Source organism: Marinovum sp. J2-8, assembly GCF_055808435.1.
Map to the genome: position 1 here is coordinate 12738 of NZ_JBVVRZ010000006.1, position 15760 is coordinate 28497.

Annotated in this window: 10 protein-coding genes; 3 read left to right on the plus strand and 7 right to left on the minus strand. The window is 60.0% G+C overall.

The window, feature by feature from the left end; genetic code table 11:
* Positions 1 to 63: 63 nt before the first annotated feature.
* From AC0L4F_RS17085 to AC0L4F_RS17115, 7 genes are all read right to left on the minus strand, one after another.
* A complete protein-coding gene (locus AC0L4F_RS17085) occupies positions 64 to 984 on the minus strand; it encodes a LysR family transcriptional regulator (RefSeq protein WP_244690453.1) in 921 nt (306 codons plus the stop codon).
* Positions 985 to 1195: 211 nt separating this feature from the next.
* Positions 1196 to 1927 carry a lysozyme family protein gene (locus tag AC0L4F_RS17090; RefSeq protein ID WP_244690454.1) on the minus strand — a complete coding sequence of 244 codons (732 nt, stop codon included), beginning with the start codon at positions 1925 to 1927 and terminating at the stop codon, positions 1196 to 1198.
* A gap of 276 nt (positions 1928 to 2203) precedes the next feature.
* Positions 2204 to 5290 carry a hypothetical protein gene (locus AC0L4F_RS17095; RefSeq protein WP_244690456.1) on the minus strand — a complete coding sequence of 1029 codons (3087 nt, stop codon included), beginning with the start codon at positions 5288 to 5290 and terminating at the stop codon, positions 2204 to 2206.
* Positions 5291 to 5298: 8 nt separating this feature from the next.
* A complete protein-coding gene (locus tag AC0L4F_RS17100; RefSeq protein WP_244690458.1) occupies positions 5299 to 7896 on the minus strand; it encodes a hypothetical protein in 2598 nt (865 codons plus the stop codon).
* A 222-nt stretch (positions 7897 to 8118) separates the two neighbouring features.
* Positions 8119 to 10767: a beta strand repeat-containing protein gene (locus AC0L4F_RS17105; RefSeq protein WP_244690460.1), complete on the minus strand. Its 2649-nt coding sequence runs from the start codon at positions 10765 to 10767 to the stop codon at positions 8119 to 8121.
* Positions 10768 to 10859: 92 nt separating this feature from the next.
* Positions 10860 to 11372: a hypothetical protein gene (locus tag AC0L4F_RS17110; protein ID WP_244690462.1), complete on the minus strand. Its 513-nt coding sequence runs from the start codon at positions 11370 to 11372 to the stop codon at positions 10860 to 10862.
* 398 nt (positions 11373 to 11770) lie between these two features.
* Positions 11771 to 12391, minus strand: coding sequence for a response regulator transcription factor (locus AC0L4F_RS17115; protein ID WP_244690464.1), 621 nt, complete (start codon positions 12389 to 12391; stop codon positions 11771 to 11773).
* Positions 12392 to 12613: 222 nt separating this feature from the next.
* Between AC0L4F_RS17115 and AC0L4F_RS17120 the strand changes: the two genes are divergently transcribed.
* From AC0L4F_RS17120 to AC0L4F_RS17130, 3 genes are read left to right on the plus strand one after another with little or no spacing between them, the layout of a single operon-like run.
* On the plus strand, positions 12614 to 13084 hold the full coding sequence (locus tag AC0L4F_RS17120) for a putative pterin-binding protein (protein WP_244690467.1): 471 nt from the start codon (positions 12614 to 12616) through the stop codon (positions 13082 to 13084).
* Between the two features lie 50 nt (positions 13085 to 13134).
* Positions 13135 to 15441 carry an ATP-binding protein gene (locus AC0L4F_RS17125; protein WP_244690469.1) on the plus strand — a complete coding sequence of 769 codons (2307 nt, stop codon included), beginning with the start codon at positions 13135 to 13137 and terminating at the stop codon, positions 15439 to 15441.
* Positions 15419 to 15724: an Hpt domain-containing protein gene (locus AC0L4F_RS17130; protein WP_244690471.1), complete on the plus strand. Its 306-nt coding sequence runs from the start codon at positions 15419 to 15421 to the stop codon at positions 15722 to 15724. Before AC0L4F_RS17125 ends, AC0L4F_RS17130 begins: the two co-directional genes overlap by 23 nt.
* The last annotated feature ends 36 nt before the right edge of the window (positions 15725 to 15760 follow it).

The following is a 15760-nucleotide window of genomic DNA, read 5'->3' on the forward strand; positions in this document are numbered from 1 at the left end:
AGGCAGGTATGGTGTGGCTGGGTGGGTGTATTTAGGTTGCAGGGGGGGCAGGAACGCGGGCAATCAGCCCGGTTCGGCCGCAATGTCCAGAAAATGCGATACCGCGGGAATGCCCCGCGCGCCGTCAGCGATGACCAGCAAAAGCTTGGCCCCCGGTTGGATCAGGTCCAGCCGGGTCTGTTGCAAACGCCCGTCGGGCGGCATTTCAGAGGCAAAGACAAGCCCCGCCCCCAGCCCGGCAGCCGCCGCTTCGATCACCGCTTCGCGCCGTGGCGCTTCGAACAGATGTTTTGGCATCATGGCGTTGGCTTCGAAAAGCCGGTCGACCACGGTGCGGGTCATAGAGGGTTGTTTTTGAACAACAATCCGGTGTTCTGACAGGGCCGCGCGGTCAATCGGCCCCGCGCCCAGCGACATCATGGCGGCGTTGTGCACCAGCACCAGTTCCTGCTGTGCCAGAACCACATGTTCGTTTGAGATCTGATCGGCGTCGGGCCAGGTCAGAATGCCGACATCGACGCTTATCCGGGCGACATCTTCCAGCAGGGAATGGCTGTTGCGTTGTTGCAGTTTGATGGTGACATCCGGGAACCGGGTCACAAATCGCCGCAGGATCGGCATGGCCACCTGCGGCACGCTGAAGCCAACACGCAGAAGCCCGCCCTGGCCGCTTTTCAATTCGTCGACGCTTTGCAGGACTTTGTCAAAATGCAAAAGCGCGGTGCGGGCCTGATTGAAAATGCGGAACCCCGTGTCGGTCAGGGTCATTGGTTTGCGGCGCTGGAACAGTTTCAGGCCCAGCCGCTCTTCCAGCCGGGCGATGCGCAGCGACACACCCGGTTGGCTCATCCCCATCGCCTGGGCGGCCCCGGAAAAGCTGCCGGCCTCGGCAACCGCCACGATCACGCGCAGGTCAGACACTTCGAGCCGGGGATCGGGCCCGGTGTCAACAGGCGCTTTTGGCGTAAAATCCGTGTCTGACATTGTGGGGCCCGCTGCGGTCATTGATGTGACCGGGCCTGCGTCCCACAGGCCTGCGGGTTTTGCAACCCAAGCTTCTGGGATCGACCGCGGGCTTTGACCCCTGGCCCTTTGGGGGTGGATTTGCCGTGCGGGGGGCAGCAGGGCCAAGGCAGGGTGGTGTACAGCCGTGCCCGCCATCGGACACGGTATCGGCGCGGGTTGCGCGCATCTGTCAGCGCGGGAAGATGCGGGCCATTTCGGCTTTGTAGCTGCTCCATTTGATGGTTGCGCTGTTGCCGGCATAACCGTGATATCGCGACCGGCCCGAGGGCAGGGGCAGCCCGGCCCAGATGCCGGCGAGATTATACATGAACTTTACATCCGAAATGCGCCCGGCCTTGAACTTGGCGAAACCGGCATCTTCCAGCAACAGATTGGCAAGATGATCCTGCAGGGCCGGTGAAAACCGCTGTTGTGGTCCAACGCCGGAGCGACGCAAAAGACCGCGCAATGTCTTTGGAATGAACTGATACCGGCCAATGGCATGTGGCTGGCCCGGGGTGGCCTTGATCCAGGCAAAGATCTCGCCGACGGTCATGTCGGTTGGCCGTTTTGGCGGCAAGCGGCGCGCGCCATGCTGGACGGCATCATAGCCGGCAGATCCGGCTTCTGCATGGGCAATCAGATCTCTGAGCCGGGCGGCCTGATCGCCGGAACGGGAAGAGACAAACGGGGTTGCGCTGGCCCCGGACAAGGCGCCGGCATCAATATCGGCGGCGGCCACCCGTTCGGTGGGCAAATTCAGCGTGATGCTGTTGGCGCGGCTGTCGGGGCTTAACCCGAATTCGATGGAGCCAACGTTGACAAGATCGTCGATGCTGAACTGTGTCTGTTGACCCTGGGCGGTGCCGGCAAGCGCAGTCGTCGCCAGCCCCATGACTAAGGCAATTGATTTCATTTCCATTTTCTCGTGCTCCTGAACCAAGTGAGTGGAAGCACCATAAAATTTGGCCGCCACAACTTGGGGTGCGCAAACAGGCAGCGAGGACCGCAAAGGTATAGGCCGCTGTCCATCCAGAGAGCGGACCGCGATCCTTGTTCGGTTCAGCCGAATCCCGGTGCGTGGCGCGCCAGCCCGGTTTTGACTGTGTGGTCTGTTCTGCCCTCAGGGCAAAAAGTGGGCCACACCTGCGGATGCGCTTCGCAGGTGTGGCCCGTTCTTGGCAACGCTCGGGTTCAATCAGTTGCCAAGAAATCCGTCCAGCCGGTCCCAAAGGCTGTCATCGAGAAGCAGGTTGAAACGAAGATAAACACCCTCCTGATAGACGTTCGACATGCCGGCCACGCGCCCGTCGACCGCGTTATAGCCAATCGCCAACAAGGTGCCCGGCGCCGGAGAGAACCCCAGCTCGACGCCCAGCCCGGTGGTGGCATTGCCACGGTTGTCCCAAATCTGGCTGGCGTTCACCCCGACCTGAACCCGGTCGTCCGCCAGATCGAGATAGGCCCCGGCCTGCACCAATTGGGTTGTGGTCGATGTCGAGACGTTTTCGTTTTCCAGGCTTTGGTGCTGACCGGCGTATTTTGCATTCAGACGCAGGTCTTCGTTGGCTTCATAGCTGGCATCGACGGACCACATATGGGTTTCGGTCCGGCCATGTTTGCGTTCAAGCCGATGTTCGTACCAGGCCAGCACGTCAAGGCGCGGATCCTTGACCGGACGATAGGATGCGCCGATGCGGGTACGGGCACGCAGGTGGTTTTCACCGTTGCGCTGATCCATCGCGACGCGGGTCCGGCCCAGAATGGTCCAGTCCTCTGTGACCTCTGTCGCCATGCCGAGAGAGGCATAATAGGTATTGCCGTCCTCTTCGAATGTTGCATCGACATCGGCATCCCCGACAAAGGTTTCATCGACGTTCTTCCACTTTGCCCCCAGTGCGATGCTGGTCAGCCAATCATCGCCCGTGTCGACGCCACGCGAATGTTCCAGATCGGCGCGCAGGGTGGTCAGATCGTCGATCTCCCAGACGGCTGCCACACCCTGGTGCCAGGTTTCTTCGACATCCCCCGGCGCCTGGCTGAATTCGGTCGAACCGGACAGCCATTCGTTCAGCTGATATTCCATGCCATAGCGGCTTCGGGTCATCAGGACGCCGTCGTCAAAGGTCAGCTCGATCTCGTTCTGGACACGCCAGCCGGGCTTGGCCTCGCGGTACATGCCAAGCGTCAGCTGCGCCGGATCGCGGTCGTCCCCGGCAAAGGGCAGACGCAATTCGCTGCGCACGGACACGCCGGGGCGGTCTTTTGGTGTCCAGTTGCCCCCCAGAAGCAGAGCGGCCTGATCGTTGGTAGAGCCGTCCCGCGTGGTGCGGGCCAGTTCCAGCCCGATATGCCCCTGGAATGCTTCGCTGAAGCGACGCGCATAGGTGGCGTCCAGCGTGGTCTTTTCGCTGTCGTTCAGACGATCGCGGACATATTCGGCCGACAGGTCCAGATCGCTTTTGGAATTGATCTCCAGACCATAGGACAGCCGCACCTGGGTGGTGCCGGGACGTGCCAGACCGCCCGCCATGAAGTCGTCGCCGGTGTGGATGGCTTCGAAGCTGAGACGTTGTTTTTCGGTCTGGATGTCATAGGACAGCCGCACCGCCATGTCGCTTTCGCTTTCCGAATTCTCGGAGCGCGCGATTTCGGCTTCGAAGGTGCCACCAGCCAGAGTTTCATGACGCACATATGCCGATTGCAGACGCTCGCGGGCCGGGTTTCCGATGGGGGCATCGGCGTGCACGGCGCGAATGCCGACGCTGGTGCGGTCCCCGGCGGCGTAATTCACCTCGCCGCCATAAAGCCAGTAGCGTTCCGCATCGTCTTTTTCGACTTCATAGGTCACCCGAACAGATACCGGATTGCCATCTGCATCGAACTGGCGCACCGGATCGTCAAAGGTGATGGTGTCGCGAAAGAAATCCAGAATGTAATCGGTGCCGCGGCGCAGAGTGGTGGTCGACAGGATGTCGCCGCCGTCTTCGTCACGGACCAGGATTTCAACCCGCTCAGAGCCGGTCACATAGCCCGAAAGGTTCAGATCATACGGTCCCGACACACCACGTCCGGTGAATTCGGTGATCTGTTGTTCTTGTGCGGTGCGGGCGGCAAACACGGTGACCGACACGCGGTCATCTTCCCAATGGGCCTTGGCGCCGGTGGCCACGCGCTGCATGCCCCCCAGTTTGAAAGCCGAGGATTTAGGCTGGATCGCGATATCGCCGTAAAGGACGTAAGAGCGGCCTTTTTCGACTTTGATATAGAGGTTGGAAGACGATTGCGCGTCCCAGCCGCGTTCGGAATTGTCGCCATAGACGGGATAGTATTCATCACCCCGGATGTCGCGGAACAGACGGTCTTCGGTGTCCTGATCCGAGCTGTAGCGCAGCGTCAGCAGGGCATCGCCCCGGATCGCACCCTTGAGGTACAGATCACCGCGCAGACCGGTGGTGGTGTCCTCGAATGAGTTGAACTGATCCTTGGACAGCAATGTGCCGGTCTTTTTGCCGCCAAGCGACAATGCACCTTCGACCACGCCGATCATGACACGTTCCTCCAGGTTGGGGGTAAAGGTGACGCGGGCTTCGGCCTTGGCGAAACCGCTGGTTACGGTGATCAGGTCCGGGCCGGACACCTGTGGCGGGATCAGGCCGAATGTGGCCTCGCCGTTGTCGATGAAGGCCTGAACGCCGGGGGTGCCGGGGCGGATGTCGGTCACATCCCATAGCCCACGGTCAGACCCCAGTGTCACGGTGGCAGAGGCCGGAACCGGCAGACCGCGCACGTCGAGGATACGCACCACCACCGGCAGTACATTGACCGGGTCGGCGCTGGCCTCGGCCGGGACGGTGATTTCGATCCGGGCCGGGTCACCGGGGGCGGTGACCGTGATGTCGTGACGCAGACGTTCGATGCCAAAGCCGTCGCGCCCCACAATCGAGAGCGTGTTCTTGCCCGGACGCAGTTTTACAGCCACGAATTCCGCCGCCTGAACGTTGCGCGGGGCCCAGCTTGTTTGTTCGCCCACACGGTCAGCGCCCAGAGCGCGGCCATTGACCAACAGACCCAGTGTCAGGTCGGCCTTGGCCTTGATCCGAATGCTTTGCGTGCGCCGGTCCAGGGTTTCGCCATCCTCGATGTCGAGAAAGCCGGGCTCTGGATCAAGCGATTTCACCAGGGATTCCAACGGACGGCGGCTGGCGCGGGCCTTGGAGCCAAGCGCGGCAGGACGATCGGCGGCGCCATTGGCGGCGGCAGAGTCCTGATCCGCCGCCAGCATTGCGGGCGTCAGTTGGGTTGTGGTTGCAGCGCGGCCTCTGTCCGGGTTGAGCGTTTGGGATTGCGCAGACCTTCGATCGGCATGTCCGCCGCATTCAGGCTGTCGGGTCCGGTGTTGGCCGCGAAATGCGCCTGACGGGCGGCAACTTCGGCCATGGCTTCGGGGGTGCAGCTGACGGTGGCGAAATTTTCGCTCCGCAGCTCGCCCCGGCGCAGGGGTACGATCCGCGATCCGCCCCGACGCAGGTCATTGGTGCGGGTCACAGCCACCTTGGTGCCAACCGGCAGAGTGGCGGCCTGAACCTGAAAGGCATGGGTGATCGGGCGCAGGCCGGGCAGGGAGTATTTGCCATTGTGATCGGTGACCACAAACAGCCCTTCCTGCGTGACAATCCGCACACCGGGAATGCCGGGTTCATGTGGCTGGCCGTCGTCCTGATCCTGAATGCCGTTGCCGTTGCAATCCATGAACACAGTGCCCAGCACCGTCCCCTGACGGGCAAAGACCCCGCCGGAATTGTCCAGCCGTACCACGGCGCGTGCCGGGGCGGATTGCATCACGGTGCCGGTGCCGGCCTGACGACCGGTCAACAGGGCGGTGTTTTCCAGGTCACCCTCGCGGGTGGCGGCCCCAACGGACATGACATAGCTCATTTCGACCACGTCCAGCGGCAGAAGGTTGCCAAGCGTGAACACCAGATCGCCTTCGCGGTCGCGGCGCGGATCGTCGATGGCGTCGCCATCCAACCGCACCGAACCGGGCACAAGCACCATGCCATACGGCGGGCGGTCAAAGATCTCTGCCCCGACCAATGCCTGACGCATGTTGTTGGTGACTTTCAGCGTATAGGTGACAAATTCGCCCTGCATGACGCGGTCGCGGTCGGCCTGTTTTTCCAGCGCAAGCGGTGCGCCGTAAAACGGGTCAAGCGGGATGTCGGAATTCATCAGCAGACCGCCGCCATGGGCAAAATTGCCGCCAAAGGCCGCGTCGGTGATGATCCGCCCGAAGCCGCCAAAAGCGAGACGCACGGTCGGGAAGCTCCACTCTGGCGCGTCCACGATGTCATAGCTGTAGCGCCCGGCGTCGATGTCGCCAAAGGCGAAATAGCCGCGGGCATCGGTGACAAGGCGTGCCACCTCGAACCCGGTGGCGGCGTCAATCAGCGCCACGGCCACACCTTCGACCGGATCATTGTTGATCGCGTCGAAGACAAAGTTGCCGGGGGCGATGATGAGGGTGGCCTCAAGTGTCTGGCCGCCGCAGCGCGCCATGGCGCGCACGGTGTCCCCACGGCCAGAGGCCATGACGCCGTCCTGTGCACGGGGATTGGCCATTTCGGTCACGGGCAAAGCGGCGATCACGAAGATGCCGGTATTGGGACCGGTTTCGCGCGCGGTTGTGGTTTCCACATCGCCGGTTTGCAGGCTTTGCAGTGTGATTTCCACGGTGTCGATACCGGAAGAGAGGTTGCACCCGCCAGAGGTCAGCCGGGTCACCAGATTGCTGTCCAGCGCGCCGGTGGTCACTTCGGCCCCACCCGATACCGGGTCGATAAACGCCAGGGTGCCGGTTTCGCCGCGCCGCAGCTCTGTGCTGACGGTGTTGGAAAACAGATCCGAGATGCCGGAAGAATTCGGCAGGAAGCTCTGGGCGGTGTTTTCGATCTCGACCGCGCCGAGGACAGCATCCACAGCCACGGTAAAGGCGACATCTTCGGAGCGGCCCATCGGGAAATCCCCGGCGAGGAAAAAGGCCACAGCGTCGATTTCGCCCAGATCGGCAGGGGCGGTGGTGGTGAAATCAAATGTGCCATCGCCCGCACGATGATAAAGCGCGGTCATCCCGCCCCACCGGTCCATCTGGACGAAACGGGCGTTCAGGGGAATGGCGTCTTGCAGCAGAATTCCGGTCGCAGCCGCGCCGTCGATGCGCAGGGGCGTGCCGCCGATGTCGGAATATCCAGTGACAGATCTGTCAGAGTTGTTGCGCAGGCGCAGGGTATAGAGAACGTTCGAGAAGTCGGTATGCGGTTGAATGGCTTGGGATTTTTCGATTTCCAGGGTGGCGGCCACGATTTCGGCGCGACCGATGCCAACACCGCTGATCGGTGCATTGGCAATGCGATCACCCGCCGCACGCTGTTGGCCGATGGCGGTCAGGGTGACATCAAAGCTGTCGCCCGGTTGGGCGCCGGGAGCGGCCTGGAAGGCATAGATCAAGTCGATCGCCTTGCCTGCGGCAATCTCGATGGTGTCGTCTGTGGAGATTTCGGGTTCGTTTGCATCCACAATGCCATTGCCATTCAGGTCGATGAAAAGTTTCGGGTTCATGAGTTGCGACGTGTCCCCCGAAATCGAGATGACCGGCGTCACGTCCAGCAGCACGTTGCCGGTATTGGCAATCTCGAAGCTGAACTGATCAATTGCGCCACGTGACAGCAGCAGTCTTTCGCGCCCGGAAACCTCAAGTGCCGGAACCACGCTGACGCGGGCCTCGACGGCATTGGAATCAAGCGTCACAAAAATGCCGAGACCGGTGTCGAAATAGGTGATCTGGGCAATGTTGCGAATGATGGTGCCGGCGGCGGACTGCTGGGCGGTCACGGGTCCGGCTGTTGAAAGGAGGCAAAAAGACAGGGCGGCGATGGTAATGAACCGAGCTACATTCTTGCCAGCCAAGCGAATAAAACTGCGCATCAGTTTCGCTCCTGGATGTCTGGGGGAATGGGAAAGCGGATCCTGTGTGATCCGCAGCGGTGTAAGCAGTAGAGAAATCAGAGGGAAAAAAGGGCCCCCACCCGAAGGCAGGGGCCCAGGTGGGTAGACTTAGTTGTCTACCGCTACGGTGAATTCGAGCCGTGCGAAGCCACCAGGCAGAACCGTTCCATGGTCGCTGGAGACGGAGCTGGACGTGATCGTCGCAGTGCTGCCAGCCGGGAACAGCGTTTCGGCGCACAATCCACCGCAATTGGTGACCGTAGTGTAGGCGGGTGCCGCATCCGAGATTGTGACGTCCGCTGCTTCGAAGCTGCCGGTGTTTTCAGCTTCGATCATGTAGCGGATGCACTGGCCGGGTTCGACCGGTTGACGGGTCTTGGTAAAGGTCCCGACGGCGCCGTCACAGTTGGCGTCGATGTACTGATACTTGGTCAGTGTCACGTCGCCGGCAATGATGACAATCCGGTCTTCGTTGGTGTTGTCTGCGGTATCCGCATCGGTGGCTGTACCGCCGTTCAACGAAGTTGCCAGTTCCAGGGTCCCGATTTCGGAAACACCTGCGGTTGCGGTGGAAGGTGTCTGAACCCGATAGATGACAGAGATGGTGTCACCCGGAGCCAGACCGTTGGTGCCCGCCGCGATACCGTCGGTCAGGTCGTTGAAGTTGTCGATAACCGGATCAGAAGCATCCAGAATACCGTTGTCGTTTTCGTCCCAGAAGATCGCACCGGAGAAGTTGGTCAGGCCGGTTTGCAGGATTGCGCCTTCGGTGACGGCAACGTTACCTTCGTTGGTGATGGTGTGCAGCATGTCTACAACGCCACCGGGTGAGGCCTGAACGCTTTGATCTTCAAGGATCTTGACGTCGTAGATCTCGTTCACGGTCACCTGGTTGACGATGCGGTCGGATTGACCCGAGACCGAGCTTGCGACGCGGATGTCGATCAGCGTGTCAGCGGGGGGCGCATCAGCCGCAGGAATGACGGTGACGGTGAAGGTATCCGAGGCACCCGCAGGGATCGTGCCGGTGTTGGTCACAAGCGTGCCAGCGGCGTCACGAATTTCCACGGTCCAACCTGGAGGTATGGCTTGGGCCAGCGACAGGTTGTAGCTGTCGGAAACCGGGCCGTTGTTTTCCACAACCATGTCGAACGTGGTCGGCTGTGCCGGATCGGTGGTGTTGGTGATCCAGGGAGCACCGCCATTGGTTGGGGCTGCGCCGTCGCCTTCGAGACCGGCAACGTTGTTTTCCAGATCAACCGAGGCCGCCAGAACCGCGCCGGTGAATTCGGCGGTCGAAATGTCGGACACACCCGAAGCATCCGAAGTCACAGTCATGGTTGCGGTGTAGTTGGTCGATCCAGCAGGTGTCGGCGTGACATCTGTCGGCAGGGTTGCCAACAAGGTGACTTTGGTGCTTTCACCGATGGCCAGCGGGCCAACCGATCCGATCACCGGCGTGATGCCGTCGGCGCCAACAATGCGGAAGGTGGTGCCAGCAGGATAGTCAACGTTGGAGAAGTCCACGGCCAGGCTGTCAGCTTGGTTCGAGTTGTTGGTCAACACGAATTCCTGACGGATCGTTGCGCCCTGGAACACATCGCCGGTTTCGGTCACGACATCGTTTTGCGCCGCATCATCGTCTGTGGCCGAGAAAACCGCGCCGTTGGGCGAACCATCCGCATTGATTGCGGTGTCTGCGATAGAGACCGAGAATTGGCTTTCGACGGTCACCGAAGCGGTGTTCGATGGCGGGAAGTCCACGCCGTTGACGTTCTGGTTTGCGACGTTGGTCAGGATGCCGGCATTTGCCGTCGATGCGATCCGCGCCTGGAAGGTCACGCTGCCGGAACGGCCCGAGCCGACCGATGTGATGTTGAAGTTGACGGTCTGGTTGTCGTCGTAATCCCAAGCGATTTCTTCGCCATTGCCGTTGGTTGCGTCAACCACGGTCGACCCGTTGTCGTCGTCCAGCGTGCCTGCGGCGTCGGACCATACGGCGGTGCCCGGAACATAGTCAAAACCTGCGTCGAGAACGTCGGTGACGGTATAGTTGTTCGCCGCGACAAGACCGGTCGAAGAGTAGGTCAGTGTCACAGTGACGGTATCGCCGGGATCAATGATGTTGGGATCACCACCCGAGGAGGCATCTGCAACCATCGATTTGACCAGTTCGATAATCGCGTCGTTCGACACTGTCAGTGTGTCTGTGTTTGTCGCAAGAATGCTGCCGTTCAGCTGCGATGTGGTGGTCACGGTGATTGTGTCGGTTGCACCGGCTGCGTTGGTCGATGGCACTGTGGCCTCGATCACGACGCCGAACTGTTCGCCCTGGGCCAGAACCGGGGTTTCGGTCAGCGGTGTCGCGCTGTCGGCGACGCCATCCATGTTGGCATCCGGGTAAAAGACAAGCTGCGAGGTTTCGAGCGCACCAGAGTCATTTTCGATGGCCGAGAGGTTATAGGCGTCCGGGCCGTTACCAACGTTGGTGATGATGTGCGGCAGGAAGGCCTTGCCGCCCGGGGCGACGTTTTCGGTGTTGTCCGAGGTCAATGTGACGCCGGCAACCTGTTGTACCACGGTTTCAACCGTGTTCGAGGTTACGGTGATCGTGTCACCGGCGGCGTTGACATAGGATGCAACAGCTTGGTTGCCGATGACCGAACCGGCCTCTGGGGCGGCCTGGGCCGAGGATGCAAGAGCCGCGCAGATTGCTACAGCGCTGGATGTGCGCAGAATTGTGGATTGATAAGTCACGGTAATATTCCTGAAACTGGTGGGTCAAGCTGCTGATGGCTGACCCGGTGTCATTGAAAGATTGGATTGGTTTTTCGGATCACGACCTGTGGTCAGTTCACCTGCACCCGGTAGCTGTTGAGGGCGATTTCACCTGCGTCGAGCGCTTCGGAGAAGCTCCAGCGCACGGCAACGATATCGCTCTCGGGCAGCGGTTCTTCTTGCAGGGCGCCGTTTGCATCGGCGACCTTGCGCATTGCAGGAAGGGTGGACCATTCCAAACCTTCGTTTTCCGGGTCCAGTTCTGCCTTGACCTCGAAGACGGCAGGAACCGAGCTATGCTGGCCGTCCAAGGAGACAGTGACGCCTTCTGGCACCGGGGCTGCCACAACCAGACCGGCCATTTCGCCGTCGGTTTTGTTTTCGTGGCGCAATTCGTAATGAATGATTTCACCGGGCTTGACCGAGTCGCGTTCGACCAGGACCTCTGCGCTGGCGGCGTCGATTTCGACGATGCGGTAAGAGAAATTGCTTTCAAGTGCTTCGGCCGAAACCGCGCTTGCGGCAAGGCTGAACGTCAGGCCGGCGACCAAAGCCTGGCTGACACGTACGATAGAATAAGACATGTTCGTTTCCTTATAAGCCGGGGCTGGACCGGCGGTTGAGAGTGCGCTGGGGTGTTGACCCGAGCTGCCTCATCGAAATGCCGGAAAAAGGAGGGCGAAATGCTGTGGCGAATGGCTAATTCAAGCCGCGCAAAGCTAGGCGACTAACCTTCGGTATACGCGGGGCACCCAGTTCGGAATGCCCGCTACTTCTTGTGGAGATGGGTGCAGGGCCGTTTTGCCGGATGGGTCAGGGCAGAATGGCGGCGTGCAAGGAATTTGGCGCGCAAGGGAGACAGGGCGCAAAGAGGAAAGGGCGCAAAGCAGAGGGTGCGCAAGGAAGACGGCGCACAAAGAAAAAGACGGCGAAGGAATGCTTCGCCGTCTTGGGAATAAATCGCAGTAAAGGGTGTGACGGGTCAGACGAATCCGGCGTCGCGGGCCATGATGGCCGCATCAGTGCGGTTCTTGGCCCCGATCTTGCGGCACAATGTCTTGACGTGCAGTTTGATCGTGACCTCCTGCAAATCGAGCTCGAGCGCGATTTCCTTGTTCGACTTCGCCGCCATCAATCCGCGCAGCGCCTGCTTTTCGCGATCTGACAGATCTTTTTCGAAATCGGTTTCATCCGGGTCATCCTTGCCGGACATGAAATCGACCGGGGCATATATTTCGCCCATCGCCATGAAGCGGACGGCGTTGACCAGGGTTTTCGCAGGCATTGATTTCGGCAGGAACCCGGCCGCCCCCATATCAAGCGCCTGTTGCGCGATCAGGCGGGTGCCGGTGCCCGAAATCATGCCGACAGGATTGCCGCCGCTGATCTTCAATGCGGCCTGCAGCCCCTCAAGCCCCTTCATGCCCGGCATGGTGTAATCCAGCAGAACCAGATCAAACGGCCCCTTTTGCTGCATCAGCTTCAATGCTTCGTCCAGCGATCCCGCTGGCGTCGTCTGGGCCGTGCCACTGGATTCAAGATACATGGTGAAGGTGTCGCGAACCATGTCATGATCGTCTGCAATCAGCACTCTGAGGGCCATTGTTGTTTGCTTCCTTCGTCTTGCTCTTCAAGCCCAGCGCAGGTCTGGGGCCGGTGTCCGGACGCAGCTTGGCCGAAAAGCGCCGCCTTTCCAATCCCCAGAGTGGGCCCAGCGGCAATACTTTCTACACTTTAGTATAGTCTAGTAACCTGAATCCCAAAAGCCAGCACCTTTATTTGCGGCTATTGTGCTAAAGAACCCAACGTAAGCTAAGGATAACAGATGCGTGTTTTTTCTCAAATGATCGGCGTGCTTCTTGCAGTGCTTGCCACTGTCGCCCATGCCGATGATGAAATCGTGCTGACAACCACGGTTGATGGCATGTCCCGGTCCTTTACCATTGCCCAGCTTCAGGAATTGCCGGTGCTGACGGTTACCACCGAAACCATCTGGACCGAAGGTGAGCAGGTGTTCGAAGGTGTGCCGCTGAGCGCGTTGCTGAATGAACTGGGCGTCACCGAAGGCGTGGCCAATGTGCAAGCGATCAATGACTATGCCGTTGATATTCCGGTTGAAGATCTGGGCGAGACTGCGCCGATTGTGGCCTTCCACCAGAACGGTGATACGATGTCACGCCGGACCAAAGGCCCGCTCTGGCTGATCTACCCCTATGACGATTCCGCCGACTTTCAGACGGAACTGGTTTATTCGCGCTCGATTTGGCAGATGGACCGGCTTAACATCGCCAAATAACGCCGCGCAGGTCACATTGTGCTGGTACCATAGTGCAGGTTTAGGGGCGCATGTCGATTTTTGGCACGGAACGCATTTCAAGACGCGGCCAGCTTTCCATTGGATTGCTGGCCGTGCTTGCATTGGCGCTGACGGTTGGGCTGTCGTTTTTTGTACGTGACTATGTCCGCGCGATTGCCGTCGCGCAGCAGGATCAGGTCTCGTGGCGGGCGGCCCAGCTTGAGATTGAATACCTCAAGCTGACGTCGGCCATTGAAAAGGAAAAACACGCAGAAACGCCGGATCTGGGAAATCTGCGCAAACGGTTCGATGTCTTTTACAGCCGTCTGCCATTGATCCGGCCAGAGACGCTGGAACCCGAGGCAAGCGAGCGGCTGGCTGAAATGCAGGCGCTGCTGGACCGGTTGATCCCGGTCATCGACGGGTCAGACGCGGAATTGGCCGCGCAATTGGATTTTCTTGGCTCAGAGCTGGCGACCCAGGAAGCATCCCCCCGATTCATTGCGCTGGGAACGATTCGCGGGGTGAGTGACGCAACAACGCTGGAACGCAAAAGGATCATCTGGCTGCTAGAGGCCATGTTGGGCCTGATTGTGGTCACGACGATTGTCTTGATCATGTCCATCGTCTTTTTGATACGCCGCACCGCGTCCTTGCAGATCGCATCCATTTCGGCGGAGGAAAAGCATCAGCAGCTGACCGCTGTTCTGAACGGAGCGTTTGACGCCATTGTGGTGACGGATCATCGCCAGCGGGTGATTGATTTCAACAGCTCCGCCGAAAAGATCTTTGGCTACAGCGCAGAGGACGTGCTGGGGCGCAACGGTCTGGAACTGTTGACCCCGGCCAGCAGCCATGACGCGCTTACACGGGATTTGCAGGCCTATCTCAAAACCGAAAAAACCCAGTTTCTGGACCAGGGCCGCCAGGAAATGAACATGCTGCGCGCTGATGGCTCAGAGTTCCCCGGTCAATTCACCTCGTCTACGGCGCAGACACGCGATGGGCCGATCTTTATCTCTTATATTCGGGACGTGACCGGCGACAAACGCCGCGAGCAAGAGATCATTCAGGCACGCGACACAGCCCTGCAGGCGTACAAGGAACGGTCGCGTTTCTTTGCCATGATGAGCCATGAAATGCGCACGCCGCTGAACGGGGTGATGTCGTCGCTTTATCTTCTGGACGAAAGCCCGCTTTGCAAGGAGCAACGCGAACATCTGAAAACCGCGCTGTTTTCCGGCGATATCCTGATGTCGCATATCAATGATGTTCTGGCCATCGAACGCAGCGAGAGCGAAGAGGAATTCGCGCCCTCCGCCTGTGATATTGCGGCGCTGACCTCCAGCATGGTGGCCATGCTGAAACCCATGGCCAGAAATGGCGAAGTTGCGTTTGATCTGCAACAAAAGGGGCTGGAGAATCGGCATTTCCTGACCTCGCCGCGCGCAATTCAGCAGATTTTGACCAACCTTCTGAGCAATGCGATCAAGTTTTCCTCGCATGGGGCGGTGTCGCTGTTTGCCCATTACACCCCGTCAGGCGATCAACCCGGTCAGGGGATGCTGCGGTTTGAGGTCAGCGATACCGGGATCGGCATCGCACCCGGGGATCAGAAACGGATTTTCGAGGATTTTGTCTCGCTCGACAGCCGTTATGAACGCCGCACCGGCGGCACGGGGCTTGGGCTTGGCATTGTGCGCCGCTTTGTGGAGCAGCTGGGGGGCACAATTGAATGCGAATCTGAATTGGGCGCGGGCAGCACGTTCATTGTCGAACTGCCGCTGCGCGAGGTCACGGTCGACAGCCAGGTCAAAAAGGCCGATCCGCTGCAATCCGCATCCACAACGCGCCCGAAACGGATTTTGGTGGTCGATGACAACAACATCAACCGGGATCTGCTGCGCAAGATGCTTGAGCTGTCCTCGCATAAGGTGACCACAGCCGACGGCGGGCAAATGGCGATCGACATGGCGGCAGAGCAGCCTTTTGATCTGATCCTGATGGATATTTCCATGCCCGACATCAGCGGCACCCAGGCCACACGCCGGATTCGCGCCGCCGCCGGGCCGAACCAGACCACCCCGATCGTGGCGTTTACCGCCCAGGCGATGCCGCAGGAACAAGAGGGTTTTCGCAAGGCGGGCATGTCTGGTTTCCTGCTGAAACCGGTCAATCGCAAGGCTTTGCAGGAATGCGTGCAGAAGAAGTATCGCGCCGTGGATGCGGGCCAAGGCCAATCGGATGATCCCGCCGCTGAGTTCGGGCACGGATTCGGGAACGGATCCGGGAACGTCGGGTCAACCATTGCTCGATCCCGAACAGGTTTCGGATTTGTTGGAATTGTTGGGGCATGATCAGCTGCGCGAACGGTTTGATGCCTGTTGTCGCGATGCACAGGATTTGATGGCCAAGCTCGAAGTGGCCCGCGATCAGGGGGATTACGCTCAGATGCAATCGGCCAGCCATGAATTGGCGGGCATGTGCGGGATGATGGGGGCCACCGGGATGCAGATGTTGTTCAGCGACATCGAACGGGCGTGCAAGACCGGCGAGCGTGACAAGGCGGATGCCTTGACCGTCAGGATTCCGAATGAATTCGCCACCACCCGCGCCGCTTGGGAGGCTGTCCTCGCCTAGGCGATGGGTGATCCGGTCAAGCGCCGACAGAAACGG

Bases quoted from the DNA above. Each gene is read 5' to 3' on its own strand.
- AC0L4F_RS17115 (WP_244690464.1), bottom strand. From the start codon at position 12,391: ATGGCCCTCAGAGTGCTGATTGCAGACGATCATGACATGGTTCGCGAC.
- AC0L4F_RS17110 (WP_244690462.1), bottom strand. From the start codon at position 11,372: ATGTCTTATTCTATCGTACGTGTCAGCCAGGCTTTGGTCGCCGGCCTG.
- AC0L4F_RS17120 (WP_244690467.1), top strand. From the start codon at position 12,614: ATGCGTGTTTTTTCTCAAATGATCGGCGTGCTTCTTGCAGTGCTTGCC.
- AC0L4F_RS17125 (WP_244690469.1), top strand. From the start codon at position 13,135: ATGTCGATTTTTGGCACGGAACGCATTTCAAGACGCGGCCAGCTTTCC.
- AC0L4F_RS17090 (WP_244690454.1), bottom strand. From the start codon at position 1,927: ATGGAAATGAAATCAATTGCCTTAGTCATGGGGCTGGCGACGACTGCG.
- AC0L4F_RS17085 (WP_244690453.1), bottom strand. From the start codon at position 984: ATGTCAGACACGGATTTTACGCCAAAAGCGCCTGTTGACACCGGGCCC.
- AC0L4F_RS17095 (WP_244690456.1), bottom strand. From the start codon at position 5,290: ATGCTGGCGGCGGATCAGGACTCTGCCGCCGCCAATGGCGCCGCCGAT.